Raw genomic sequence first — 22,311 nt, 5'->3', positions numbered from 1 at the left:
CGAACCTGCTGTAACGGTAACTATGACGACCATTTACACCGCCTTGCTCTACTTAATTCAGCCACTCATTTGGCTGCGCCTGTGGCTGCGCGGTCGTAAAGCGCCTGCCTATCGCAAACGTTGGGCAGAACGCTATGGCTATTGTGTCGGCAAAGTGAAGCCTGACGGCATTGTGCTGCACTCGGTCTCTGTGGGGGAAACCCTTGCCGCGATCCCGCTGGTGCGCGCACTTCGTCATCGTTACCCGACTCTGCCGATTACCGTTACCACGATGACGCCGACCGGCTCTGAACGTGCGCAATCTGCTTTCGGTAAAGATGTACATCACGTCTATCTGCCTTATGATCTGCCGGGTTCAATTAATCGTTTTCTTGATACGGTCAATCCACGGCTGGTGATCATCATGGAAACCGAGCTATGGCCGAACATTATCCGCATTCTGCACCAGCGTAATATTCCGCTGGTGATCGCCAATGCCCGCCTCTCGGCCCGATCCGCCAAAGGCTACCGCAAGCTGGGTAAGTTTATGCGACGCCTGTTGCAGAGCATTACGCTAATCGCCGCGCAGAACACTGAAGATGGCGACCGCTTCCTGAGCCTGGGCCTGAAACGTTCACAACTGGCCATTACCGGCAGCCTGAAGTTTGATATTTCCGTCACGCCAGAACTGGCCGCCAGAGCGGTGACGCTTCGTCGTCAGTGGGCGCCGCGCAGACCGGTGTGGATAGCCACCAGCACACACGAAGGCGAAGAGGCCATTGTGCTGGATGCTCATCGCCGCCTGCTGCAGACCTTTCCGGATCTGCTGCTGATTCTGGTTCCCCGCCATCCCGAGCGCTTCAACGATGCCCGCGAACTGACGCAGGAACGCGGCTTTAGTTTTATCCTGCGCAGCAGCGGCGAGATCCCTTCCGGCTCAACGCAGGTGGTCATCGGCGACTCCATGGGCGAACTGATGCTGCTCTACGGCATTGCCGATCTGGCTCTGGTCGGTGGCAGCCTGGTTGAACGGGGCGGACACAATCCGCTCGAACCTGCTGCCCATGCACTTCCGGTTCTGATGGGGCCCCATATCTGGAACTTCAAAGATATCTGCAGCAAGCTGCAGGAAGGCCAGGGATTGATTACGGTCACCGACGTGATTTCGCTGGAAAAAGAAGTCACTAATCTTTTGCAGGATGATGATTACCGCCGTTATTACGGACGCCATGCGGTAGACGTGTTGCACCAGAATCAGGGTGCGCTCCAGCGTTTGCTACAGTTACTCGAACCGCATCTGCCACCCCGGACTCACTAATGTCAGTACGCCAACGTCTTTCCGTAGTGATGATCGCCAAAAATGAAGCGGAACTGCTGCCTGATTGCCTGGCCTCGGTCAGCTGGGCCGATGAAATTATCGTGCTGGACTCTGGCAGCAGGGATGACACCGTCAACATCGCCACCCAGGCCGCTGCGCAGGTCTATCAGAATGATGACTGGCAGGGTTATGGTATCCAGCGCCAGCGCGCGCAGGGCTATGCTACCGGCGACATGATTTTGATGATCGATGCAGATGAGCGCGTTTCACCCGAACTGCGTGCTGCAATTGAGCAGGTGCTGGTTGCCCCACCCAGCCGCACGGTTTATAGCCTGGGCCGCAGCAACCTGTTTCTCGGTCGCTTTATGCGCCACAGTGGCTGGTATCCCGATCGCGTGATGCGCCTCTATCCCCGCACCTTCCGCTACAATGACAATCTGGTGCATGAATCCCTGCAGAGTGACGGCGCGCCGGTAGTGGCATTGCCTGGCGATCTGGAACATCTGACCTGCCGCGATTTAATCGCCTTTCAGCGCAAGCAACTGGCCTATGCTGAAGCCTGGGCCACAGAACGCCATCAGCGCGGTAAGCGCTGCGGCCTCTTTTCTGTATTCAGCCACACGCTGGGCGCATTTGTAAAAACGCTGCTGCTGCGTGCCGGTTTTCTCGACGGCAGGCAGGGCTGGATTCTGGCGGTGGTCAACGCGCAATATACCTTCAATAAATATTCAGCCCTCTGGGCGCTGAATCACGCTTCGGCAAAAGGGCGAGTATGACCACGAAAGCCATCTATCCCGGTACATTTGATCCTGTGACGCTTGGCCATGTCGACATCGTGACGCGGGCAGCACAGATGTTTGACGAGGTTATTCTGGCTGTTGCCGCTAGCCCCAGCAAAAAACCGATGTTTAGTCTGGATGAACGCGTGGCGCTGGCCGGTGAAGTGGTGGCCCATCTGCCTAACGTTGAGGTGGTCGGGTTCAGCGACCTGATGGCGAATTTCGCCCGTGACCAGCAGGCGAACGTGCTGGTTCGTGGATTGCGAGCGGTGTCAGATTTTGAATATGAAATGCAGCTGGCGCAGATGAATCGTCACCTGCTGCCAACACTGGAGAGCGTTTTCCTCATGCCGTCTGAAGGCTTCTCGTTTATCTCATCTTCACTGGTCAAAGAGGTAGCGCGTCACAAAGGCGATGTCAGCGCCTTCCTGCCCGCGCCAGTGCATCAGGCATTGCTGGCTAAACTGGCTTAATGCTGACAGTTCGGGCACCAGTAAGTGCTGCGTTGCCCATGCCTGCCGCTGACAATCGGCGTACCGCATGCCCGACAGGGTTCACCCGCCCGGCCATAGACCTGCAACTGCTGTGCAAAGTAGCCCGGCTTACCGTCTGTCTGTAAGAAGTCACGCAACGTGGTTCCGCCCTGCTCAATCGAACGAAGCAGCACCGCTTTGATGGTATTCACCAGCAGTTCTGATTCGGCCTGAGACAGGCTTCCGGCAGCACGATCGGGAACGATCCCGGCGGTAAACAGTGACTCACTGGCATAAATGTTGCCCACGCCCACCACCACTTTGTTATCCATCAGCCACTGCTTAATGAGCGTCCGCTTGCCGCGTGACTTATCAAACAGGTAAGCCCCATCAAACTGCTCGCTGAGTGGCTCCGGCCCGAGATGGGCCAGCACACTACTGCCCGCCAGATCGCTGCTCCAGAGCCAGGCACCAAAGCGGCGCGGGTCGGTGTAGCGCAGCACTTTGCCGTTGCTCATCACTAAATCAACATGATCATGCTTCGCTGCTGGCAACTCTTCTGACAGCACGCGCAGACTGCCGGACATGCCAAGGTGGATAATAATCCAGCCATGCGGCAGCTCCAGCAGCAGATATTTCGCCCGGCGCTGCACGCTGAGAACCGGCTGATCGCTCAGCGCCAGGATCTCCTGCGAAACGGGCCAGCGCAAACGTGAATTACGCACCACGGCGTGAAGGATGGTTTCACCGACCAAATGCGGTTCGATACCGCGGCGGCTGGTTTCAACCTCTGGCAACTCTGGCATAGCCTCTCCTCAGCGTTTTACACAAACAAAAAACCCGGCCGGAGCCGGGTTTTTAGCAGAACACTAAAATTACTTAATTTTAGCTTCTTTGTAGAGCACATGCTGACGTACAACCGGATCGAACTTTTTCAGTTCCAGCTTCTCTGGTTTAGTACGTTTGTTCTTCGTGGTGGTATAGAAGTGACCTGTACCAGCAGAGGAAACCAGCTTGATCTTCTCACGAATACCTTTAGCCATGATTCAGTTCCTTAGTACCTTAGTACTTCTCACCACGGGCACGCATATCGGCTAACACCGTATCAATGCCCTTTTTATCAATAATACGCATACCTTTAACAGATACACGCAGAGTAACGAAGCGCTTCTCGCTCTCAACCCAAAAACGGTGTGAGTGCAGGTTCGGAAGGAAACGGCGTTTCGTCGCGTTCATTGCGTGGGAACGGTTGTTACCCGTCACCGGACGCTTTCCAGTTACCTGGCAGACTCGTGACATGTCAATATCTCCAAAAATCAAATCAGCTCGAGCTTTAAAAATTAGGTTTGGGCCGCCTCGTCAGGCTTGCAGCCCGCCAGGCGAATTCCATGGAACCCGCTAAGCTGGCCTAACCGCCAAACCCGAGATTCTCAAAGGTGGCGTAGTATACGCCGCTCAGCCCAAGTGCTCAAGTCCCGAACAGATAAAGATCCCGAATGATCGGGCAAAAAGCCGCCACCTGGCGCGAAATTTCCCGCTATCAGAGCCATCCCCGCTCGGCAAAGGAGACATATTCGCCATGCCCAATCACCAGATGATCGAGCAAGCGTATATCGAATAGCTGGCAGGCCTCACTGACTTTGTGGGTCACTTCGCGGTCTGCGCGACTCGGTTCGGCCATGCCCGACGGGTGATTATGCGCCAGTATCAGAGCAGCTGCGTTGAGTTTCAGCGCCTCCCGAACGATCTCACGAGGATGAACTTCCACACTATTAATAGAACCCGAGAACATATTTTGTGCCCGTAGCACCCGATGCTGGTTATCCAGAAACAGGGCCATAAAGATCTCACGCTCCTGATGAGCCAGCAAACTTTGCAGATACTGGCGCGTGATTTGTGGGTTCTCCATGGCGCTTTCGCGAACCAGTTTGCTGGCGAAAAATCGCTTCGCCAGTTCGGCAACCGCGTGAAGTTGCGCCAGCTTGGCATCGCCGATACCTTTGACTTCACCGAATGCCGCTTTGTCTGATGTCATGAGCAGATAAAGCGAGCCAAACCCCTCCAGCATCTCTCCGGCCAGTTCAAGGACGTTCTGCCCTGGCGATCCGGTGCGGAGAAAAATGGCCAGCAATTCGGTATCGGTGAGCGAGTTTGCGCCCAGTTTCTGGAGTTTTTCCCGTGGTCCCTTGATTTTCATTTTCGCTCTCCCTGAGATGAGCCTCAGAATGGCTCATCCCGCAGAGTGCGGCTATCAATGGAACGGCAATCTACGAGACGGCTCGCAAACGCAGTCGGTGAAAAGGCGCATCCACGCTTTTGTGATAAAGTCCGTGCATTCGCCGCCGCGAGCGGCAGAGAGCTTAGTGAGGCCAACATCATGATGGGATTAGCCGGTAAAAAAATTCTTCTTGGCGTGAGCGGCGGTATCGCAGCGTATAAAGCACCTGAGCTGGTGCGGCGCCTGCGCGATCGCGGCGCTGATGTGCGCGTGATGATGACGGAAGGTGCCAAAGCGTTTATCACTCCGCTCAGCCTGCAGGCCGTCTCCGGCTATCCGGTGTTTGACGATCTGCTTGATCCCGCTGCAGAAGCGGCGATGGGTCATATTGAACTGGCAAAATGGGCCGACCTGATTGTGCTGGCTCCGGCCACTGCCGATCTGGTTGCCCGTGTGACTGCTGGCATGGCAAACGATCTGGTGACCACTGCCGTGTTGGCCACGGCCTCACCCGTGGCGGTCGTGCCAGCCATGAATCAGCAGATGTATCGCGCAGCGGTGACCCAGCAAAACCTTCAGACGCTCCACGCGCGGGGGGTGCTGATTTGGGGGCCGGACAGCGGCAGCCAGGCCTGTGGCGACGTCGGGCCGGGCCGGATGCTGGACCCGCTGGCGATTGTTGACCATGCGCTTCAGTGGGCCACGCCCGTCAACGATCTGCAACATCTCAACATTATGATTACCGCCGGCCCGACCCGAGAGGCGCTGGATCCGGTGCGCTACATCACGAATCACAGCTCCGGTAAAATGGGCTTTTCGATTGCCGCTGCGGCTGCCCGACGTGGTGCTCAGGTCACGCTGGTCAGCGGCCCGGTCAGCCTGCCTGCACCTGCGGGTGTGCGACGCGTTGATGTTACCAGCGCGCTGGAGATGCAGGCCGCTGTGATGAGTGAGATAGATAAACAACATATTTTCATTGCAAGCGCAGCCGTGGCAGACTACCGGGCAGCCGATATTGCGGCCGATAAAATCAAGAAACAGGGCGGCGATGATAACGTCACGCTGAACCTGGTAAAGAATCCCGATATTGTTGCCGGCGTCGCCGCACTTCAGGAAAACCGGCCATTCGTCGTCGGATTTGCTGCTGAAACACAGAATGTGGAAGAATACGCCCGGCAAAAACGGGTGCGCAAGAATCTGGATCTGATCTGCGCTAACGATGTCGCTAAAGCCGGACAGGGGTTTAATAGCGACACCAATGCTCTTCACCTTTTTTGGCAGGATGGAGAAAAACGCTTACCGCTCAGCGATAAGTCTCTCCTTGGCCAACAATTAATAGACGAGATTGTCAGCCGTTATGATGAAAAAAATAGACGTTAAAATTCTGGATGCGCGCGTCGGCAAAGCGTTTCCACTGCCGACCTATGCCACTTCAGGTTCCGCTGGGTTAGATTTACGCGCCTGCATTGATGATGTTCTCGACATCGCACCAGGCACCACGACGCTGGTTCCGACCGGCCTGGCGATTCATATCGCTGATCCCGATCTGGCCGCTGTAATCCTGCCGCGCTCGGGCCTTGGCCATAAGCATGGCATCGTGCTGGGCAACCTGGTGGGTCTGATTGATTCGGACTATCAGGGACAGCTGATGGTATCGGTGTGGAATCGTGGTCAGGAAAGTTTCTCGCTGCAGCCCGGCGATCGCATGGCACAACTGGTGTTTGTACCGGTAGTCCAGGCTGAATTTAATCTGGTTGAAGATTTCGACGCCAGCCAGCGCGGCGAAGGCGGCTTCGGCCACTCCGGTCGCCAGTAACCCGCATTACCGACTTTCACTTACGCCCGTTATTTTTCCTCATCGCTGCAGGACGCGTTCCTGTGGCAGATGCGTAGGTGTTGCCTGTATTTAGGTGAATTTCAGGGGTCTTTAAGGTCATGGCAGAAAAAAAAGTCGCGAAGCGGAATCGTCGCGAAGAGATTTTGCAGGCGCTGGCGCAGATGCTGGAGTCGGGCGATGGCAGTCAGCGTATCACCACAGCCAAACTGGCAGCCACAGTGGGTGTTTCCGAAGCGGCGCTGTATCGTCACTTCCCCAGCAAGACACGCATGTTCGATAGTCTGATTGAGTTTATCGAAGACAGTCTGATTACCCGCATCAATCTGATCCTCAAGGATGAAAAAGAGACCATGACGCGTCTGCGTCTGATCGTGCAATTGATTCTGGGATTTGGTGAGCGTAATCCGGGACTGACGCGCATACTGACCGGCCATGCTCTGATGTTTGAGCAGGACCGACTGCAGGGACGTATCAATCAACTGTTTGAGCGGATTGAAGTGCAACTGCGACAGGTCATGCGTGAGCGGAAAATGCGTGAGGGCGAGGCTTTTCAGGCTGATGAAGCATTGCTGGCAAGTCAGTTGCTGGCTTTCTGTGAAGGTTTGCTGTCGCGGTATGTCCGTTCTGAGTTTCGTTTCAGTCCTACCGCAGACTTTGAGGCCCGCTGGCCACTCATGGCTGCTCAGCTAACGTAAAGCGTCAAAGAAGGCGGGCATTGCGCCCGCCTCTGTTAAATCCCGTACGCTTTCTGATAAGCACGGACCTGAGCCAGGTGATCGGCCATCTCAGGCTTCTCCTCCAGCCAGGAAATCAGGTCTGCCAGGGTAATAATCGCGGTCACTTTACAGCCGTAATCACGTTCCACTTCCTGGATTGCCGACATCTCTCCGCGTCCACGCTCCTGACGATCTAGCGAAACCAGCACACCTGCCAGGGTGGCGTTGTGCGCGCCGATAATATCCATCGACTCACGAATCGCCGTGCCCGCTGTGATCACGTCGTCCACCAGCATCACTTTGCCCTGCAGCGGACTGCCTACCAGCAGGCCACCTTCACCGTGATCTTTGGCTTCTTTACGGTTAAAGCAGTAAGGCACATCGCGGTCATGATGATCAGCCAGCGCCACTGCCGTGGTGGTAGCAATCGGAATGCCTTTATAGGCCGGACCAAACAGCAGATCGAAATCAACAGCGCCATCCACCAGCGCCTGCGCGTAGAAGCGTCCCAGCAGCGCTAAATCCCGTCCGCTGTTAAACAGACCGGCATTAAAGAAATAGGGGCTTTTACGCCCGGACTTCAAAGTGAACTCACCGAACTTCAGCACCTGCTTGTTCAGGGCGAATTCAATAAACTGACGCTGCCAGGCTTTCATCTCTCACTCCTCAAATAAAGAAAAGGCGACTCTGAGGTCGCCTGTTACATCAATTTTCCAGCGCTGCTTTCTGCGCCTGAATCAGTTCCTCAATTCCGCCGCGCGCCAGCGCCAGTAGCGTCAGCAGCTCTTCATGGCTGAAGGGTTCGCCCTCGGCGGTGCCCTGCACCTCGATCATGCGGCCATCTTCCATCATCACGACATTCATGTCAGTTTCTGCGGCTGAGTCTTCAACATACTCCAGATCGCACAGGGCTTCGCCTTTGACGATGCCCACTGAAATCGCGGCGACCATGCCCTTCATCGGGTTTGCTTTCAGTTTGCCGCTGGCTACCAGCTTGTTCAGCGCATCAGCCAGAGCCACACAGGCGCCAGTGATTGATGCGGTGCGGGTGCCGCCATCGGCCTGGATTACGTCACAATCGAGCGTAATGGTAAATTCACCCAGCGCTTTAAGATCAACCGCGGCGCGCAGTGAACGGGCAATCAGACGCTGAATCTCCAGCGTACGGCCACCCTGTTTACCTTTTGCGGCTTCACGCGCCATACGGCTGTGGGTCGAACGCGGCAGCATGCCATATTCGGCTGTGACCCAACCCTGGCCCTGGCCTTTAAGGAAACGCGGAACCCCTTCGTCTACGGAGGCAGTGCAAAGCACTTTCGTTTCGCCGAATTCCACCAGAACGGAACCCTCTGCGTGTTTGGTGTAATTGCGGGTCAATGTGACTGGACGCACCTGTTGTGCGCTACGGCCTGCTGGACGCATGGGTATTCTCCGGCTTGCTAATGATTGGCTGCGCATTATACGGACTTCCTTGCCCGCTGTCTCTTGCGCCTGCCTGAAGCAGGCATCAGATGAAATTTCCGGCCAGCTGTGGCTAAATGCGCTTTCCTTTCTCTCTGATAAAAAAGACATATGGCCGCCATTCTTCATTTCCTGCTGGCGCTGGTGGTGATTTTCGCCCTTGCGCTGCTGGTCAGTCATGACCGTAAACAGATTCGTCTGCGCTTTATTATTCAACTGATTGTGGTGGAAGCCGCGCTGGGTTGGTTCTTCCTTCACTCCGCCGGAGGGCTGGCACTGGTCGGATCGTTTGCCGGTTTCTTTGAGACGTTGCTGGGGTTTGCGGCGCAGGGCACGGAGTTCGTTTTTGGCGGAATGAGCAAACAGGGGCTGGCGTTTATCTTCCTTGGTGTGCTCTGTCCGATTGTCTTTATTTCGGCACTCATCGGCATATTGCAGCACTGGCGCATCCTGCCGCTACTGATTCGTGTTTTCGGAACGCTGCTGTCGAAGATTAACGGCATGGGCAAGCTGGAGTCATTCAACGCCGTCAGCACACTGATCCTCGGTCAGTCAGAAAACTTTATCGCCTATAAAGGGATTCTGGGTGATATCCCACCGCGCCGGCTCTACACCATGGCAGCGACCGCGATGTCCACCGTTTCGCTGTCGATTGTCGGTGCTTATATGTCGATGATTGAACCGAAGTATGTGGTTGCTGCACTGCTGCTTAACATGTTCAGCACCTTTATTATCCTGTCGATCATCAACCCGATGGAAAGCCGGGATGAGCAGCCTATCGCGCTGGAAAAGCTGCATGAAGAGCAGAGCTTCTTCGAGATGCTGGGCGAGTACATCCTGGCAGGCTTCAAAGTGGCGATGATTATTCTGGCGATGCTGATTGGCTTTATTGCTCTGATTGCTGCCGTTAACGCGCTGTTTGCGGCGGTGTTTGGCTACAGCTTCCAGCAGCTGCTCGGCTATCTGTTCTATCCTCTGGCCTGGCTGATTGGGATTCCGAAAGCCGATGCCCTGCAGGCGGCAGGCATCATGGCGACTAAGCTGGTCGCGAATGAGTTTGTGGCGATGATTGAACTGCAGAAAGTCGCGGCGGGCATGAGTGCGCGCGGGCTGGGTATTCTGTCGGTGTTCCTGGTCTCTTTTGCTAACTTTGCCTCGATCGGCATTGTGGCGGGCGCAATAAAAGGCCTGAACGAGAAACAGGGAAATGTGGTTTCCCGCTTTGGCTGGAAGCTGGTCTATGGCTCCACACTGGTCAGCCTGCTCTCTGCGGCCTTTGCCGGTCTGTTTATCTGACTATTTAGCGGGCGGCAGCTTCGCCGCCCGCTTTCGCCCTAGAACCCGACACAGACGGGTGCATCTACCCGCATAACCGACTCCTGACCAAACCGTTTTTTATAGAGGGTACGTAACGCCTCAATATCATAATTGGTCGCGGGATCGATACCGTGGATCAGCATCAACGCTTTACTGTTCTCTCTTGCCAGTTGACCGTTCTCGCCCAGCCATTGACCTTTAGCGTCATAGACCGACAATCCCGCTTTGAAACGTGGCGTGACTTCATTATCCACGAAGTTCATCCAGTCGAGTGAACTCACACTGCCGCCATCTGGCTTGCTGAGTCCGAACCACAACGTGGTCTGCATCATCATGTCGCCACCCGCACAGATGGGGTGCGGTTTAGTCGGCGGCGCGTGGCGCGTCTGGCAACCCACCAGCAGCAGAGCCATTACAACAGGGAATGCAATAACGCGGGACATAAATCAGTTATCCTCATAGGTGACCAGTGGTCATCATATGTGGCTGCCGCTGAAAGCGGAAATAGTTCGTTATTTTCCTGTAAGACGCTTATGCCTGTTATGGCGTGGCTCGCCTCGCTATACTTCACCCATCTTTCCGTAAATTGAGTACCGCTTATGATCCGCAGTATGACCGCTTATGCCCGCAGCGAAGCCAAAGGCGAATGGGGCAGCGCAGCCTGGGAGCTGCGTTCTGTTAACCAGCGTTATCTGGAAACTTACATCCGTTTGCCTGAACAGTTTCGTGGGCTGGAGCCGGTTATCCGCGAGCGCATTCGCCAGCGTCTGACGCGCGGTAAAATTGAGTGCAACCTGCGTTATGATGCCGATCCCAGCGCTCAGGGCGAACTGATGCTGAATGAAACGCTGGCGAAACAGCTGGTGCAGGCTGCTAACTGGGTAAAAATGCAGAGCGACGAAGGCGCGATTAATCCGCTGGATATTCTTCGCTGGCCGGGCGTGATGTCTGCGCAGGAGCAGGATCTGGATGCCATCAACACACAATTGTTACAGGCACTGGATGGCGCGCTGGACGATTTCATTGCGGCGCGCGAAAGCGAAGGCACCGCGCTGAAAGCGATGATTGAACAGCGTCTGGAAAGCGTTTCGCAGGAAGTCAGCAAAGTGCGCGCGCAGATGCCTGACGTGATCAAATGGCAGCGTGAACGCCTGGTCGCCAAACTGGAAGATGCTGAAGTCCAGCTGGAAAACAATCGCCTTGAGCAGGAGCTGGTGATGATGGCGCAGCGTGTTGATGTATCCGAAGAGCTGGATCGTCTGGATGCACACGTTAAAGAGACCTACAACATCCTGAAAAAGAAAGAGGCTGTAGGCCGCCGTCTCGATTTCATGATGCAGGAGTTCAATCGGGAATCGAATACGCTGGCATCAAAGTCGATCAACGCCGAGATCACCACTTCCGCGATCGAACTGAAAGTGCTGATTGAACAGATGCGCGAGCAGATTCAGAATATCGAGTAATTTCCCGCCCGGCAGGTCAGTTATAAAGCGTCAGCAATGGCGCTTTGTTCATTTTTCAGGCATTATCTTTCGGGTTTCACCTCCCTATGTGGCTTTTGACTCCCACCTGCGGCTTCATTATCACGTAAAGATTGATAAACGTTCATTTCCAGACACTTCCGGAACACACTTTAATCATGCTTTGCATTTAGGATGATTTCTTTTTAAATTGCTGATTTTAAAATAATTTTTCTGGATTTAACTCTTTTTACGTTCCCGACGCACTGTCTCCATGAAACAGATCAATCCTGTGAATCACGGAGTTTCCCTTTTTTTGAAGGCACTTTTTGATAAAGTATCGGTCGAATTCAATACAGCCGTACCGCTTTAAGACTCATGGAAGTGCTCTTTATGCGATACCCCCCTCAACTTCCATGAAGGTTGTTAATGAAAAACACCGGAAAATTTAGCAGTTCGCTGCTGCATCCGCGTTATTGGTTTACCTGGTTTGGCCTTGGCGTACTCTGGCTGCTGGTCCAGCTTCCTTATCCTGTTCTCATGCGTCTCGGTGCCGGTGCCGGCAAAATCTCTCGCCATTTCCTGCAGCGCCGCGAGCGTATTACCCGTCGTAACATCGAACTCTGCTTCCCGGGTATCAGTGAAGAAAAAATCGAACACATGATCGCTGGTAACTTCGCATCGCTAGGCATGGCCCTGGCTGAAACCGGTATTGCCTGGTTCTGGTCTGACCGGGCAGTAAAACGCCTGTTTAACGTTTCAGGTATGGATAATCTTCACGCTGCGCAGAACGAAAAGCGCGGTGTGATGCTGATTGGCGTACATTTCATGTCGCTGGAGCTGGGCGGACGCATCAGTGGACTCTGTCAGCCGATGATGGCGATGTATCGCCCGCACAATAATCAGGCGATGGAGTATGTGCAGACCAAAGGCCGCATGCGTTCTAATAAAGCGATGATTGACCGTCGTGATCTGCGCGGTATGGTTCATGCTCTGAAACAGGGTGAATCGGTCTGGTTTGCACCAGACCAGGATTACGGCCCTAAAGGCAGCACCTTTGCGCCACTGTTTGCGGTGGAAAAAGCTGCCACTACCAACGGGACTTTTGTTCTGTCGCGTCTGGCGAAGCCAGCGATGGTACCGATTATGCTGATTCGTAATCCAGGAAATGATGGCTACCATTTAATCATCGAACCGATGCTGGAAAATTATCCTCATACCGATGAGGCTGCTGCTGCCGCTTACATGAATAAAGTGATCGAAAATCAGATCCTGCGTGCACCCGAACAGTACCTCTGGCTACATCGCCGATTCAAAACCCGTCCGCCGGGTGAACAGTCACTCTATATCTGAGTAAACTGATAAAGCAGGCCGCGTGCCTGCTTTTTTGTTTTAATCTCCGGGTTCACTCCTTTTGTTCCTCCCTTTCCTCTTTCCCGATCCCCCTCTCCTCATCATGCCTCTCGCGTTATAGCAATGGCTCTTGTTTCTGCTGCTCAACATGCCTGTTCTGCGGTAAGCAGGCTGGTATCAGAGAGATTATTAGGGAATGATGAATCTTCTTATCTCGTTATTAACGGACACCTTATGGATATCAATGACACACAGCAGTGGCAGCGTCCGCTGATTGACGATCGCCTCACACCTTACATTGAAGTGGATGCAGCACGCCTGGAATGCAACCTGCAGCATATGCAGCGCAAAGCCCGTGCGGCTGGCGTCGCGTTGCGTCCGCATATCAAAACGCATAAAAGCGTCTGGATTGCCCGGCGACAGATTGAGTCTGGCGCGCAGGGGATCACCGTCTCAAAACCCAGCGAAGGCACCAGTTTTATTCAGGGTGGTATACGCGATCTGTTGTTAGCCTATCCGGTTGTACATCCGCAAAGCGTGGCTGAATTACTGCGCCTCGCCGTGCTTCATCAGGTCAGACTCACCCTGATTGCGGACAGCCTGCAGGGCGTGGCGGCGATCGCTGAGGCCTGCCAGCATCAGCCAGGGTGCGAGCTGGCGGTGGCGATTAAAGTGGATGTTGGGTTACATCGCATTGGCGTCAATCCCGATACAGATGACGCCGTGTTGATTGCCCAGGCATTACAGGACAAGGGATTACGCTTTGCCGGATTAGTGTCACATGCCGGTCACGCTTATGGTGCGGGTCATGCCGCAGCCATTGCGGAGGTCGCCCGCCAGGAAACGGCATTGATGCAGCGCGTTCAGGCAAAACTGCAGGCTGCGGGTTTTACCGACTGCCCTCTCTCAGTGGGGTCAACCCCAACTGCGCTGGCAGCAGAGATTGCGCCCTGCATTAATGAAATCCGGCCCGGTAACTATGCACTGTTGGATCTTACTGCCTGCCGCCTTGGGTTAAGCCACGTCGATCAACTGGCAATGAGCGTCATTACCCGCGTTGTGGCGGTAAACGATCATTTCGCCATTGTTGACGCCGGATCAAAAATGCTGAGTTCGGATAAAGGGCCGCACGGCACCAATGCCAGCGGCTTTGGTGTTGCAGCAGACGAAGCGGGCAATACCTATGAAGTGACGAAGTTATCCGAGGAGCACGGTTTTCTGCTGTTTCAGGATCGCCGCCCTGAAGTCGGCACGCTGCTGCGTATCTTCCCGAATCACAGTTGCGCAGTGATGGCGCAGTCGGATGGCTTTGTTCTGCGCCACGCCAGTGGCCATAGCGAAGATCATGCCGTTTCTGCGCGTGGCAACTTCATCTGATTCTGCGGCAGACAGCCTCATCCGTTGTCTGCCTTTTGTACGAAACCCTGTCAACACCACACTTCTACTGTTACACCGTTTTAACAAGTCTGGCCCCATGCTTTAATGCCTTTTTCGCTTATCCATTGGAGGTTACATGCTCTCCTCTCGCACGCTGAGCCTGACGATCCCACGTCACTGGTTAGATCTTTATGAAACTATCTGGAAGCCGGAATTTTTCGCAAAATGGGCATCCGGGTTAACGCACAGTGCATTAGAACCCGATGGACATCGCTGGCGTGCTAAAGGCCCCCTGGGCAATGTGAAGCTCAGGTTTTCACCACACAATCCGTTTGGCGTAATGGATCACTGGATTGATAACGGCTCAGGAAAGGAGATCTATGTGCCGATGCGCGTGATCGCTAATGAACAGGGTGCCGAGGTAATGGTTACGGTTTATCGCCAGCCATTTACTTCAGATGAGAGATTTAAGCAGGATATTGAATGGGTTAGCAATGATCTGGAGAAACTCAATCAGCTTCTGACACAGTAAATCAAGGACTTAGCGTACGTTTTTCTCTGTACTTATCGCTGGTCGCTAACGAAAAAAAATAGAAAAACTTCTGACATTAAAGCATAAAGCGCTTATCTGATTACTCATCCCCGATACACATTTACCACCAACCCTGCTTAAGCATCTCCGCCAGGAAAATTCCTGGCTTAACCCGCTTTCACATAGCTGATCTTCCCGGATTTCAGGCTTCTCTGTCTCCCCTGATGACCTTCTGCCTTAGAGACATACATTAATCATCAACAATTGTTTATCACTGCTCTCCTGAAGATTTAATATTTATCATGCATAAAGTGAAACCATTTATTTCTGCGGTCGTGTAATCAGACTTTTCTTATGGTGTTAAATTAAATAAAACAATGTATAAATCATTCCACACACAGCAATACCCATAATGATAAAGCAGGAAAAAGTCATGGACCGCTCAACCTATCCTTTGTTATCAGAAAAAGAATTCGTTGAGATTGCCGCAAGGATGCTGGCAGGAGAATATAAAAATACAAAAGGATTTATTCGTGATCTGGCGGAATTTCTGTTAGCTGCAGGGGATTCCGCCATGACACGAAACAGGGAATTCACCAGGGATATCTATTTTTTATCTGAGCATCATTTGATTAAATCAATAATAACATGGCAAGCCTGGAGAGGTATTTCAGGACTTCGGCCGGAAAAATTGCACTAACTAACGGTGTCACAGCAACCTCTTCTTGCCGTTACACAATTATTTAATTCTCACAGAGTTGATGAACTCTAACGAGTATATTATGGCAATACGTGAAAGCAGTCTTAATAGCGCAAAATGGTCTCTGCTCTCTTCAATCAAAATTATTGGCATTGGCGTGTTGCAACTCTCGTTGCTGGCGCAGATTCTGCAGGCGAATGAGCTTAACCTGCTGGCGATTGCCATAATTGCCTTACTGTTTATTGATACTCTGGCCGATCGCGGCTTCTCAAATACACTGATCCGTCGCTGTATGCTCTCAATCAATGACCTCTCAACCATTTACTGGGGTAATATGTTGATGGGTGTCGCGGTGTTTGGTCTGTTATTTACGGGCAGTCACCTGCTGAACAGCCTGTTTAATCAGCCCGAACTGGCTCTCATGCTGCAGATGGTTTCAGTGGTGTTTATTATCATTCCTCAGGGTCAGCATTACCGCGCGGTATTGCAGCGTGAAAAGCAATATACACGCATTGCTTTTGCTGAAACGTCCTCAGTATTAGCCGGACTTGCAGTCACCTTATTTACCGTCTGGCTGACACCTTCTGTATTATGTGCGATCTGGGGTTACCTTGCGATGGCTTCCATTCGCATGCTGATTTACTGCTACTATGGTCGCTCATGGTTCCAGCCGGAATATCACTTTAGTCTGAATGCTTTTGCTAAAATTCGTGCAAGAAACAAATAATAAAATAAGTCTGTATGGTGGGCTCTGAGCATCCGAAACGATGCGTTGGCGTGCTGTTAACCAGCACGCCTTTCTTTTTGTTAATCCTGTCGATATATTTTTACTCTTTTCTTTAGATGCAGCATCCCGTTCTTTCTATCTCCTTTACAGACCAATGTCTGATCTGCAAATTTCTGGCCGTTATGGGTTGTAAATCTCCTACTGGTTCTGAGTCAGTTAACACCAGCCAGGCCCGCGCAACTCCTCTGCACATTATCTCATCTTAACCTTCACCAGCATTCATCGCCGGTTTTGCACTGAAAAGTCTTTCTATGCTGATGCCGGGCCGGACTGGTATACACTGCGCAAATCCCGGACGCCGACCGCCTGAAATCTCTGTCGCCGCCTGTTAAGCAATGCTGTAGCCTTGCCGCCGTCTTACTGGAGTCTGCTATGTTACTGACCGTTCTCTACATTATTGGTATTACTGCTGAAGCCATGACAGGTGCGCTGGCGGCGGGTCGTCGCAAAATGGATCTGTTCGGGGTCATTATTATTGCGTCAGTGACCGCAATCGGTGGTGGCTCGGTGCGCGATATCCTGTTGGGTCACTATCCGCTGGGTTGGGTGAAAAATCCCGAATACATCATGATTGTGGCGGCTGCGGCGGTTGTCACCACATTCCTGGCGCCCCTGATGACCCACCTGCGCAAAGTTTTTCTGGTGCTGGATGCATTAGGTCTGGTGGTCTTTTCGATTATCGGCGCGCAGGTTGCACTTGATTCCGGACACGCCATGATTATTGCCGCGATAAGCGCAGTGATTACAGGTGTCTTTGGCGGCGTACTGCGTGACATGTTCTGTAATCGCATTCCGCTGGTGTTTCAGAAAGAGCTGTACGCCGGTATCGCTTTCGCCTCGGGCTGGATGTATATCCTGCTGCTGAAAACCACGCTGGCGCATGAAGCGGTGATTATCATTACTCTGCTGTTTGGCTTTTTTGCCCGTTTACTGGCGCTGCGCTTCCGTCTCGGTTTGCCGATTTTCAACTATCCCCACCCCGAGCATTGAGGACGCAGGAATCCCCTGCTGTTGCAGGAACGCGATGAGGGCCTGCAGACGGGCATCCTGAAACTGCTCAGCCAGGCGCGTTGCCAGCCCCGCACCAACGCCCGGCAGAGTTTGCCAGGCCATAACATCCCGCCGCATTACGCTCTCCCACTGCTGATCGGGCAGCGCATTCAGGGCCTTTTGCGGCAATGAAACGCCAAGGGCCTTCACCCATCGACGAAACGGTTGCTGACGAGTGAGATTAAAACGGTGCCAGAGCTGATCTGCACGTTCAGGAGAAAGACCCGTCGCGGCGGCAATCTGTTCCGGTGTTAACGTCAGCCAGCCGAACAGATGCGTCATACTGCCGCTTTCCAGTAAGCGCAGCCAGGTGCTGCGCTCAACCCCAGGAATATTCAGCACCGTTTTCTGGCTGAGCCAGCGTAATTTCGCCAGTAACTGCTTCTGGCACTCAGCGCTGAAGGTATAACAACTCAATGGCGTATAACGCGACGCCTCGGGAGGCTGAGGATAATGTCGCTCTGCCACGCGCCAGATGACCCGCTCCAGCCTGGGAATTCCCTGACCCGCCAGACTCAGCGTGACCACATCGCCCGCGACGATATCGCTCTCCTGCCAGCGACGTAGCGATCCGACATTAACCCGCCTGACCGTTTTATCATCCAGTTGCACTGGCTGAAGATTAAGTACCGCCGCTATTTTTCCGGTTCGGCCAATGGGGAAATCGACGGAGAGCACTTCAGCACTGACTTCAGGAGGCTGATATTTCCAGGCAACCGCCCATATACCCTCGCCTGGCAGCCAGTTTTTGCCTGCAGGCCGCAGACTCTGATGAACCACCACGCCGTCTGTGACAAAAGGCAGCGCAGCATGAAACCAGCGCTCACGCCAGATGGCTACGTCCTCTTCATCTTTAACGTTGTGGCTCCATTCTGCTGAAATGCCCAGCCCCCAGCGGCTGAGTTGCTCATGGCGCTCCGTCATTGTGGCGGGACCATCTGGCCATGCCCAGATGAAAACACCGAGCGAATCCAGCAGCGGAGTCCGCTGCCTGCTCATCATCGCGCCGGCCACCAGTGAGCGCGCATTTTTGCCGCCATCAATCGCCTGCTGATGACCGTTCATCAACAAAAACAGCTCGCCCTGCAGTACAACCTCGTCGAGAGGGGTCTCGATACGCAGCGGAATTGCCGGGATCCAGGCGGTTTTAGCCAGCCACTCTTCACCGCGCAATCCATCGCCACGACTTAACAACGAGACCAGCCTGCCATGGCGATACACCAGTGAAACGGCGATGCCATCAACTTTTGGCTGCACCCAGAGATCGCGTCGCCCCTGTATCCAGTAAGCCAGTGCCAGCTTGTCGCGCATCTTTTTTACGCCAGTATGGGCGACCGGATGCAGGTGCTCACCTTTGCCCGGCAGTTGCGGCGAATAAGTGGGCTGAGAAGCGCTAAAGCAGTGTTGCCAGGTAACAAGCCGCTGCTGCAGCGCATCGTAATCCGTGTCAGCCACCAGACTCTGCCCCTGGCGATAATAAGCGTCATCCCAGTGTTGCAGTTGCTGTTGCAAACGGCCGATCTCTTCAGTCGCCCGTACGGGTGTCCAGACCGGACACACGGCACTGTGCGCAGGCCATAGGGCGAACCACAGAATAATCGCAGATAGCGGCCAGCCGAATCCTTTCATACTCTTTCCTCTGACGTTTTGTGGCATTCAACAGCAATGCATTAGCGTCAGCCAGAGGCGAGGTTTCGTTCCGGAAGAGATGCCAGGGTAATCCGTGAACCATTACAGCTGCCCGACAGAGATTTGCGCGCAGATGCGCAAAAGATTGGGTGTTCTCGCTGCGCAAACGCTGCGTGGCAACGGGAAGCTGTGTATACTGTGCAGGAAATCGACTCCGCTTTTAATCAATTCAAGAAAACCATGGCTCAAGGCACGCTCTATATTGTTTCTGCTCCCAGCGGTGCAGGGAAATCCAGCCTGATTCAGGCACTGTTAAAGACCCAGCCGTTGTATGACACGCAGGTCTCTGTTTCGCACACGACGCGCGGTATGCGTCCGGGTGAAACCCATGGCGAACATTACTTTTTTGTTGAGAAACATGAATTTGAGCAGATGATCGCGGAAGATGCTTTCCTCGAACATGCCCGGGTTTTTGACAACTACTACGGTACGTCACGCCATGCCATTGAGCAGGTGCTGGCAACCGGCGTTGACGTGTTCCTCGACATCGACTGGCAGGGCGCGCAGCAAATCCGCGCTAAAATGCCTGGCGCACGCAGCATCTTTGTTTTGCCGCCTTCGAAAGAAGAGCTCGATCGCCGTCTGCGCGGTCGTGGTCAGGACAGCGAAGAGGTGATCACACGTCGCATGGCTCAGGCAGTAGCGGAAATGAGCCACTACGCCGAGTATGACTATTTAATTGTGAATGATGATTTTGATCTGGCGCTGTCCGATCTGAAAACCATTATTCGCGCAGAACGTCTGCGTATGGCGCGTCAGAAGGCGCGTCACGATGCTTTAATCAGCAAACTGTTGGCAGTCTGAATACAGTTTCAGTATGATGCGCAGTCATTTCTTCATCTGTGGAGTAGCACACCTATGGCACGCGTAACCGTTCAGGACGCAGTAGAAAAAGTTGGTAATCGTTTTGACCTGGTGTTGGTCGCTGCACGTCGTGCACGTCAGATGCAGGTTGGCGGCAAAGATCCGCTGGTTCCGGAAGAGAACGATAAACCTACCGTTATCGCCCTGCGCGAAATCGAAGAAGGTTTGGTCACCAATCAGATTTTAGATGTGCGTGATCGTCAGGAACAGCAAGAGCAGGAAGCCGCTGAGTTACAGGCCGTTACCGCTATCGCTGAAGGTCGTCGTTAACAGCCACCTGCAGGTCGCCCTTGTATCTGTTTGAAAGTCTCAATCAACTGATTGAAAAATACTTGCCAGAGGAGCAGATCAAGCGCCTCCAGCAAGCCTACCTTGTCGCACGTGATGCCCACGAGGGACAGACACGCTCCAGTGGTGAGCCTTATATCACCCATCCGGTTGCCGTGGCCTGTATTCTGGCGGAAATGAAGCTCGACCATGAAACGCTCATGGCCGCGCTGCTGCATGACGTGATCGAAGATACGCCCGCCACTTACCAGGATATGGAACAGCTGTTCGGTAAAAGCGTGGCGGAGCTGGTCGAAGGCGTTTCTAAGCTGGATAAGCTGAAATTCCGCGATAAGAAAGAAGCGCAGGCTGAGAACTTCCGCAAGATGATTATGGCGATGGTGCAGGATATCCGCGTCATTCTCATCAAGCTGGCTGACCGCACCCATAATATGCGCACCCTTGGGTCTTTACGCCCGGACAAACGTCGCCGCATCGCGCTGGAAACGTTAGAGATTTATAGTCCGCTGGCACACCGCCTGGGTATTCATCACCTTAAAACAGAGCTGGAAGAGCTCGGTTTTGAAGCACTTTACCCGAACCGTTATCGGGTGATTAAAGAGGTGGTGAAAGCTGCGCGTGGTAATCGTAAAGAGATGATCCAGAAGATTCTTTCTGAGATTGATGGCCGTTTACAGGAAGCGGGCATTCCCTGCCGCGTCAGCGGTCGCGAAAAGCATCTTTACTCGATTTACCGCAAAATGACGCTGAAAGAGCAGCGTTTTCACTCGATCATGGATATCTATGCCTTTCGCGTCATCGTGAAAGATCTGGATACCTGCTATCGCGTTCTGGGCCAGATGCACAGCTTATATAAGCCGCGTCCGGGCCGCGTTAAAGATTATATCGCCATCCCCAAAGCCAACGGCTATCAGTCGCTCCATACCTCCATGATCGGCCCGCACGGCGTGCCGGTTGAAGTGCAGATTCGCACCGAGGATATGGATCAGATGGCAGAAATGGGGGTCGCTGCGCACTGGGCTTATAAACAGGCGGGCGAAAGTGGCACCACTGCACAGATTCGCGCGCAGCGCTGGTTGCAAAGCCTGCTCGAGCTGCAGCAGAGTGCGGGCAGTTCATTTGAATTTATTGAAAGCGTGAAGTCCGATCTTTTCCCTGATGAGATCTACGTCTTTACGCCTGAAGGCCGCATTGTTGAGTTGCCAACCGGCGCGACGCCGGTAGATTTTGCCTATGCGGTGCACACCGATATCGGCCACGCCTGCGTCGGCGCACGCGTTGACCGCCAGCCTTATCCGCTGTCGCAAACCCTGACCAGCGGTCAGACGATTGAGATCATCACCGCGCCAGGCGCTCGTCCAAACGCCGCCTGGCTCAATTTTGTCGTCAGTTCCAAAGCCCGCGCCAAAATTCGTCAGCTCCTGAAGAACCTCAAGCGCGAAGACTCGGTTAATCTGGGTCGCCGCCTGCTCAGCCATGCGCTGGGCGGTAGCCGTAAACTGGCTGAAATCCCGGCTGAGAATATCAGACAGGAACTGGACCGCATGAAGCTGACGTCCCTTGATGATCTGCTGGCGGAAATTGGCCTCGGCAATGCGATGAGCGTGGTCGTGGCGAAGAACCTGCTGCAGGCTGACAGCAAGGCCATCACCAGCACCAGCAAGCGCGGTAAACTGCCGATTAAAGGCGCAGATGGCGTGTTGATTACCTTCGCCAAATGCTGCCGACCGATTCCTGGTGACCCGATTGTTGCCCATGTCAGTCCTGGCAAAGGGCTGGTGGTGCATCATGAATCCTGCCGAAACATTCGTGGCTACCAGAAAGAGCCGGAAAAATTCATGCCGGTTGAGTGGGATAAAGTCACCGAGCAGGAGTTCGTAGCAGAAATCAAAGTCGACATGTTTAACCATCAGGGTGCGCTGGCTAACCTGACGGCGGCCATCAACACGGCGGGTTCGAATATTCAGAGCCTGAATACCGAAGAGCGTGATGGTCGCGTCTATAGCGCCTTTATCCGCCTCACCGCACGTGACCGCGTTCATCTGGCGAATATCATGCGTAAAATTCGCGTGATGCCGGATGTGATCAAAGTCCACCGTAACCGTAATTAGGC

General features: G+C 53.6%; 25 protein-coding genes. 17 read left to right on the top strand and 8 right to left on the bottom strand.

Annotated elements, in window-relative coordinates; translation table 11 throughout:
* Positions 1-22 precede the first annotated feature (22 nt).
* The 3 genes from waaA to coaD are packed head-to-tail and all read left to right on the top strand — an operon-like array spanning position 23 to position 2,549.
* On the top strand, positions 23-1,297 hold the full coding sequence (gene waaA / locus KTJ90_RS00610; protein WP_003851314.1) for a lipid IV(A) 3-deoxy-D-manno-octulosonic acid transferase: 1,275 nt from the start codon (positions 23-25) through the stop codon (positions 1,295-1,297).
* Entirely contained in the window at positions 1,297-2,073 is a 777-nt protein-coding gene (locus KTJ90_RS00605) for a glycosyltransferase family 2 protein (RefSeq protein WP_499025788.1), read from the top strand. The genes waaA and KTJ90_RS00605 overlap by 1 nt, the downstream gene beginning before the upstream one ends.
* Entirely contained in the window at positions 2,070-2,549 is a 480-nt protein-coding gene (coaD, locus tag KTJ90_RS00600) for a pantetheine-phosphate adenylyltransferase (protein ID WP_003851317.1), read from the top strand. Before KTJ90_RS00605 ends, coaD begins: the two co-directional genes overlap by 4 nt.
* On the opposite strand, the gene mutM is transcribed toward coaD, so the two are convergent.
* The 4 genes from mutM to radC form a co-directional block, all read right to left on the bottom strand.
* The gene (mutM, locus tag KTJ90_RS00595; protein WP_003851319.1) at positions 2,546-3,355 is read right to left on the bottom strand and encodes a bifunctional DNA-formamidopyrimidine glycosylase/DNA-(apurinic or apyrimidinic site) lyase; all 810 of its coding nucleotides are present in this window, start codon (positions 3,353-3,355) and stop codon (positions 2,546-2,548) included. The two genes, coaD and mutM, sit on opposite strands and share 4 nt — an antisense overlap.
* Before the next feature lie 69 nt (positions 3,356-3,424).
* Positions 3,425-3,592, bottom strand: coding sequence for a 50S ribosomal protein L33 (gene rpmG, locus KTJ90_RS00590; protein WP_003024094.1), 168 nt, complete (start codon positions 3,590-3,592; stop codon positions 3,425-3,427).
* Positions 3,593-3,611: 19 nt separating this feature from the next.
* A complete protein-coding gene (gene rpmB / locus KTJ90_RS00585) occupies positions 3,612-3,848 on the bottom strand; it encodes a 50S ribosomal protein L28 (protein WP_006121249.1) in 237 nt (78 codons plus the stop codon).
* Between the two features lie 241 nt (positions 3,849-4,089).
* Positions 4,090-4,746 (bottom strand): RadC family protein, encoded by a 657-nt coding sequence (gene radC / locus KTJ90_RS00580; protein WP_003851323.1) that lies wholly within the window; start codon positions 4,744-4,746, stop codon positions 4,090-4,092.
* 180 nt (positions 4,747-4,926) lie between these two features.
* Here radC and coaBC point away from each other — a divergent pair, with 180 nt between their 5' ends.
* From coaBC to slmA, 3 genes are all read left to right on the top strand, one after another.
* Positions 4,927-6,147, top strand: a complete 1,221-nt coding sequence (gene coaBC, locus KTJ90_RS00575) for a bifunctional phosphopantothenoylcysteine decarboxylase/phosphopantothenate synthase (protein ID WP_499025785.1) — start codon at positions 4,927-4,929, stop codon at positions 6,145-6,147.
* Positions 6,125-6,583 (top strand): dUTP diphosphatase, encoded by a 459-nt coding sequence (gene dut, locus KTJ90_RS00570; protein WP_003851329.1) that lies wholly within the window; start codon positions 6,125-6,127, stop codon positions 6,581-6,583. The genes coaBC and dut overlap by 23 nt, the downstream gene beginning before the upstream one ends.
* A 119-nt stretch (positions 6,584-6,702) precedes the next feature.
* The gene (gene slmA / locus KTJ90_RS00565) at positions 6,703-7,299 is read left to right on the top strand and encodes a nucleoid occlusion factor SlmA (RefSeq protein ID WP_039660564.1); all 597 of its coding nucleotides are present in this window, start codon (positions 6,703-6,705) and stop codon (positions 7,297-7,299) included.
* 35 nt (positions 7,300-7,334) lie between these two features.
* Here slmA and pyrE read toward each other — a convergent pair whose 3' ends face one another.
* Both pyrE and rph read right to left on the bottom strand, forming a co-directional pair.
* Positions 7,335-7,976 carry an orotate phosphoribosyltransferase gene (gene pyrE / locus KTJ90_RS00560; RefSeq protein WP_003851333.1) on the bottom strand — a complete coding sequence of 214 codons (642 nt, stop codon included), beginning with the start codon at positions 7,974-7,976 and terminating at the stop codon, positions 7,335-7,337.
* 49 nt (positions 7,977-8,025) lie between these two features.
* A complete protein-coding gene (gene rph, locus KTJ90_RS00555) occupies positions 8,026-8,742 on the bottom strand; it encodes a ribonuclease PH (RefSeq protein WP_003851334.1) in 717 nt (238 codons plus the stop codon).
* Between the two features lie 150 nt (positions 8,743-8,892).
* Here rph and KTJ90_RS00550 point away from each other — a divergent pair, with 150 nt between their 5' ends.
* On the top strand, positions 8,893-10,077 hold the full coding sequence (locus KTJ90_RS00550) for a NupC/NupG family nucleoside CNT transporter (RefSeq protein WP_003851335.1): 1,185 nt from the start codon (positions 8,893-8,895) through the stop codon (positions 10,075-10,077).
* Between the two features lie 38 nt (positions 10,078-10,115).
* On the opposite strand, the gene KTJ90_RS00545 is transcribed toward KTJ90_RS00550, so the two are convergent.
* Positions 10,116-10,541 carry a DUF3574 domain-containing protein gene (locus tag KTJ90_RS00545; protein ID WP_442844241.1) on the bottom strand — a complete coding sequence of 142 codons (426 nt, stop codon included), beginning with the start codon at positions 10,539-10,541 and terminating at the stop codon, positions 10,116-10,118.
* A gap of 156 nt (positions 10,542-10,697) precedes the next feature.
* Here KTJ90_RS00545 and KTJ90_RS00540 point away from each other — a divergent pair, with 156 nt between their 5' ends.
* The 7 genes from KTJ90_RS00540 (at position 10,698) to KTJ90_RS00510 (ending at position 17,297) form a co-directional block, all read left to right on the top strand.
* Positions 10,698-11,561, top strand: a complete 864-nt coding sequence (locus tag KTJ90_RS00540; protein WP_442844242.1) for a YicC/YloC family endoribonuclease — start codon at positions 10,698-10,700, stop codon at positions 11,559-11,561.
* Positions 11,562-11,987: 426 nt separating this feature from the next.
* A complete protein-coding gene (lpxP, locus tag KTJ90_RS00535; protein WP_003851339.1) occupies positions 11,988-12,911 on the top strand; it encodes a kdo(2)-lipid IV(A) palmitoleoyltransferase in 924 nt (307 codons plus the stop codon).
* Between the two features lie 234 nt (positions 12,912-13,145).
* Positions 13,146-14,288 (top strand): alanine racemase, encoded by a 1,143-nt coding sequence (locus KTJ90_RS00530; protein ID WP_499025783.1) that lies wholly within the window; start codon positions 13,146-13,148, stop codon positions 14,286-14,288.
* 136 nt (positions 14,289-14,424) lie between these two features.
* The gene (locus KTJ90_RS00525) at positions 14,425-14,820 is read left to right on the top strand and encodes a hypothetical protein (RefSeq protein WP_039660561.1); all 396 of its coding nucleotides are present in this window, start codon (positions 14,425-14,427) and stop codon (positions 14,818-14,820) included.
* Positions 14,821-15,253: 433 nt separating this feature from the next.
* A complete protein-coding gene (locus KTJ90_RS00520; RefSeq protein WP_499025781.1) occupies positions 15,254-15,520 on the top strand; it encodes a hypothetical protein in 267 nt (88 codons plus the stop codon).
* Positions 15,521-15,602: 82 nt separating this feature from the next.
* Positions 15,603-16,247, top strand: coding sequence for an oligosaccharide flippase family protein (locus KTJ90_RS00515; RefSeq protein WP_003851343.1), 645 nt, complete (start codon positions 15,603-15,605; stop codon positions 16,245-16,247).
* A 432-nt stretch (positions 16,248-16,679) separates the two neighbouring features.
* A complete protein-coding gene (locus tag KTJ90_RS00510) occupies positions 16,680-17,297 on the top strand; it encodes a trimeric intracellular cation channel family protein (RefSeq protein WP_008926964.1) in 618 nt (205 codons plus the stop codon).
* Here KTJ90_RS00510 and ligB read toward each other — a convergent pair.
* Positions 17,235-18,986: an NAD-dependent DNA ligase LigB gene (gene ligB, locus KTJ90_RS00505; RefSeq protein ID WP_499025780.1), complete on the bottom strand. Its 1,752-nt coding sequence runs from the start codon at positions 18,984-18,986 to the stop codon at positions 17,235-17,237. The genes KTJ90_RS00510 and ligB overlap by 63 nt on opposite strands.
* 240 nt (positions 18,987-19,226) lie before the next feature.
* On the opposite strand from ligB, the gene gmk reads away from it, so the two are divergent.
* Genes gmk through spoT form a run of 3 tightly spaced genes read left to right on the top strand, consistent with a single transcriptional unit; the run spans position 19,227 to position 22,309 of the window.
* Positions 19,227-19,850, top strand: coding sequence for a guanylate kinase (gmk, locus tag KTJ90_RS00500; RefSeq protein ID WP_033743562.1), 624 nt, complete (start codon positions 19,227-19,229; stop codon positions 19,848-19,850).
* A gap of 54 nt (positions 19,851-19,904) precedes the next feature.
* Positions 19,905-20,180, top strand: coding sequence for a DNA-directed RNA polymerase subunit omega (gene rpoZ / locus KTJ90_RS00495; protein WP_003851346.1), 276 nt, complete (start codon positions 19,905-19,907; stop codon positions 20,178-20,180).
* A gap of 20 nt (positions 20,181-20,200) precedes the next feature.
* Entirely contained in the window at positions 20,201-22,309 is a 2,109-nt protein-coding gene (gene spoT / locus KTJ90_RS00490; RefSeq protein ID WP_003851347.1) for a bifunctional GTP diphosphokinase/guanosine-3',5'-bis pyrophosphate 3'-pyrophosphohydrolase, read from the top strand.
* Positions 22,310-22,311: the final 2 nt, after the last annotated feature.

Origin of the sequence: Pantoea jilinensis (genome assembly GCF_019104105.1) — a bacterium.
Classification (GTDB): domain Bacteria; phylum Pseudomonadota; class Gammaproteobacteria; order Enterobacterales; family Enterobacteriaceae; genus Pantoea; species Pantoea eucalypti.
The sequence above is the reverse complement of the archived record's forward strand: the minus strand, read 5'-3'. Positions and strand labels throughout refer to the sequence as shown.

What these genes read in the sequence shown, in the direction of transcription:
- dut (WP_003851329.1), top strand. Translation starts at nt 6,125, where the DNA reads ATGATGAAAAAAATAGACGTTAAAATTCTGGATGCGCGCGTCGGCAAA.
- KTJ90_RS00515 (WP_003851343.1), top strand. Translation starts at nt 15,603, where the DNA reads ATGGCAATACGTGAAAGCAGTCTTAATAGCGCAAAATGGTCTCTGCTC.
- rph (WP_003851334.1), bottom strand. Translation starts at nt 8,742, where the DNA reads ATGCGTCCAGCAGGCCGTAGCGCACAACAGGTGCGTCCAGTCACATTG.
- KTJ90_RS00540 (WP_442844242.1), top strand. Translation starts at nt 10,698, where the DNA reads ATGATCCGCAGTATGACCGCTTATGCCCGCAGCGAAGCCAAAGGCGAA.
- lpxP (WP_003851339.1), top strand. Translation starts at nt 11,988, where the DNA reads ATGAAAAACACCGGAAAATTTAGCAGTTCGCTGCTGCATCCGCGTTAT.
- radC (WP_003851323.1), bottom strand. Translation starts at nt 4,746, where the DNA reads ATGAAAATCAAGGGACCACGGGAAAAACTCCAGAAACTGGGCGCAAAC.
- KTJ90_RS00545 (WP_442844241.1), bottom strand. Translation starts at nt 10,541, where the DNA reads ATGTCCCGCGTTATTGCATTCCCTGTTGTAATGGCTCTGCTGCTGGTG.
- rpoZ (WP_003851346.1), top strand. Translation starts at nt 19,905, where the DNA reads ATGGCACGCGTAACCGTTCAGGACGCAGTAGAAAAAGTTGGTAATCGT.
- slmA (WP_039660564.1), top strand. Translation starts at nt 6,703, where the DNA reads ATGGCAGAAAAAAAAGTCGCGAAGCGGAATCGTCGCGAAGAGATTTTG.
- rpmG (WP_003024094.1), bottom strand. Translation starts at nt 3,592, where the DNA reads ATGGCTAAAGGTATTCGTGAGAAGATCAAGCTGGTTTCCTCTGCTGGT.
- coaD (WP_003851317.1), top strand. Translation starts at nt 2,070, where the DNA reads ATGACCACGAAAGCCATCTATCCCGGTACATTTGATCCTGTGACGCTT.
- ligB (WP_499025780.1), bottom strand. Translation starts at nt 18,986, where the DNA reads ATGAAAGGATTCGGCTGGCCGCTATCTGCGATTATTCTGTGGTTCGCC.
- KTJ90_RS00605 (WP_499025788.1), top strand. Translation starts at nt 1,297, where the DNA reads ATGTCAGTACGCCAACGTCTTTCCGTAGTGATGATCGCCAAAAATGAA.
- pyrE (WP_003851333.1), bottom strand. Translation starts at nt 7,976, where the DNA reads ATGAAAGCCTGGCAGCGTCAGTTTATTGAATTCGCCCTGAACAAGCAG.
- waaA (WP_003851314.1), top strand. Translation starts at nt 23, where the DNA reads ATGACGACCATTTACACCGCCTTGCTCTACTTAATTCAGCCACTCATT.
- KTJ90_RS00510 (WP_008926964.1), top strand. Translation starts at nt 16,680, where the DNA reads ATGTTACTGACCGTTCTCTACATTATTGGTATTACTGCTGAAGCCATG.
- KTJ90_RS00550 (WP_003851335.1), top strand. Translation starts at nt 8,893, where the DNA reads ATGGCCGCCATTCTTCATTTCCTGCTGGCGCTGGTGGTGATTTTCGCC.
- gmk (WP_033743562.1), top strand. Translation starts at nt 19,227, where the DNA reads ATGGCTCAAGGCACGCTCTATATTGTTTCTGCTCCCAGCGGTGCAGGG.
- mutM (WP_003851319.1), bottom strand. Translation starts at nt 3,355, where the DNA reads ATGCCAGAGTTGCCAGAGGTTGAAACCAGCCGCCGCGGTATCGAACCG.
- KTJ90_RS00530 (WP_499025783.1), top strand. Translation starts at nt 13,146, where the DNA reads ATGGATATCAATGACACACAGCAGTGGCAGCGTCCGCTGATTGACGAT.
- KTJ90_RS00520 (WP_499025781.1), top strand. Translation starts at nt 15,254, where the DNA reads ATGGACCGCTCAACCTATCCTTTGTTATCAGAAAAAGAATTCGTTGAG.
- coaBC (WP_499025785.1), top strand. Translation starts at nt 4,927, where the DNA reads ATGATGGGATTAGCCGGTAAAAAAATTCTTCTTGGCGTGAGCGGCGGT.
- rpmB (WP_006121249.1), bottom strand. Translation starts at nt 3,848, where the DNA reads ATGTCACGAGTCTGCCAGGTAACTGGAAAGCGTCCGGTGACGGGTAAC.
- KTJ90_RS00525 (WP_039660561.1), top strand. Translation starts at nt 14,425, where the DNA reads ATGCTCTCCTCTCGCACGCTGAGCCTGACGATCCCACGTCACTGGTTA.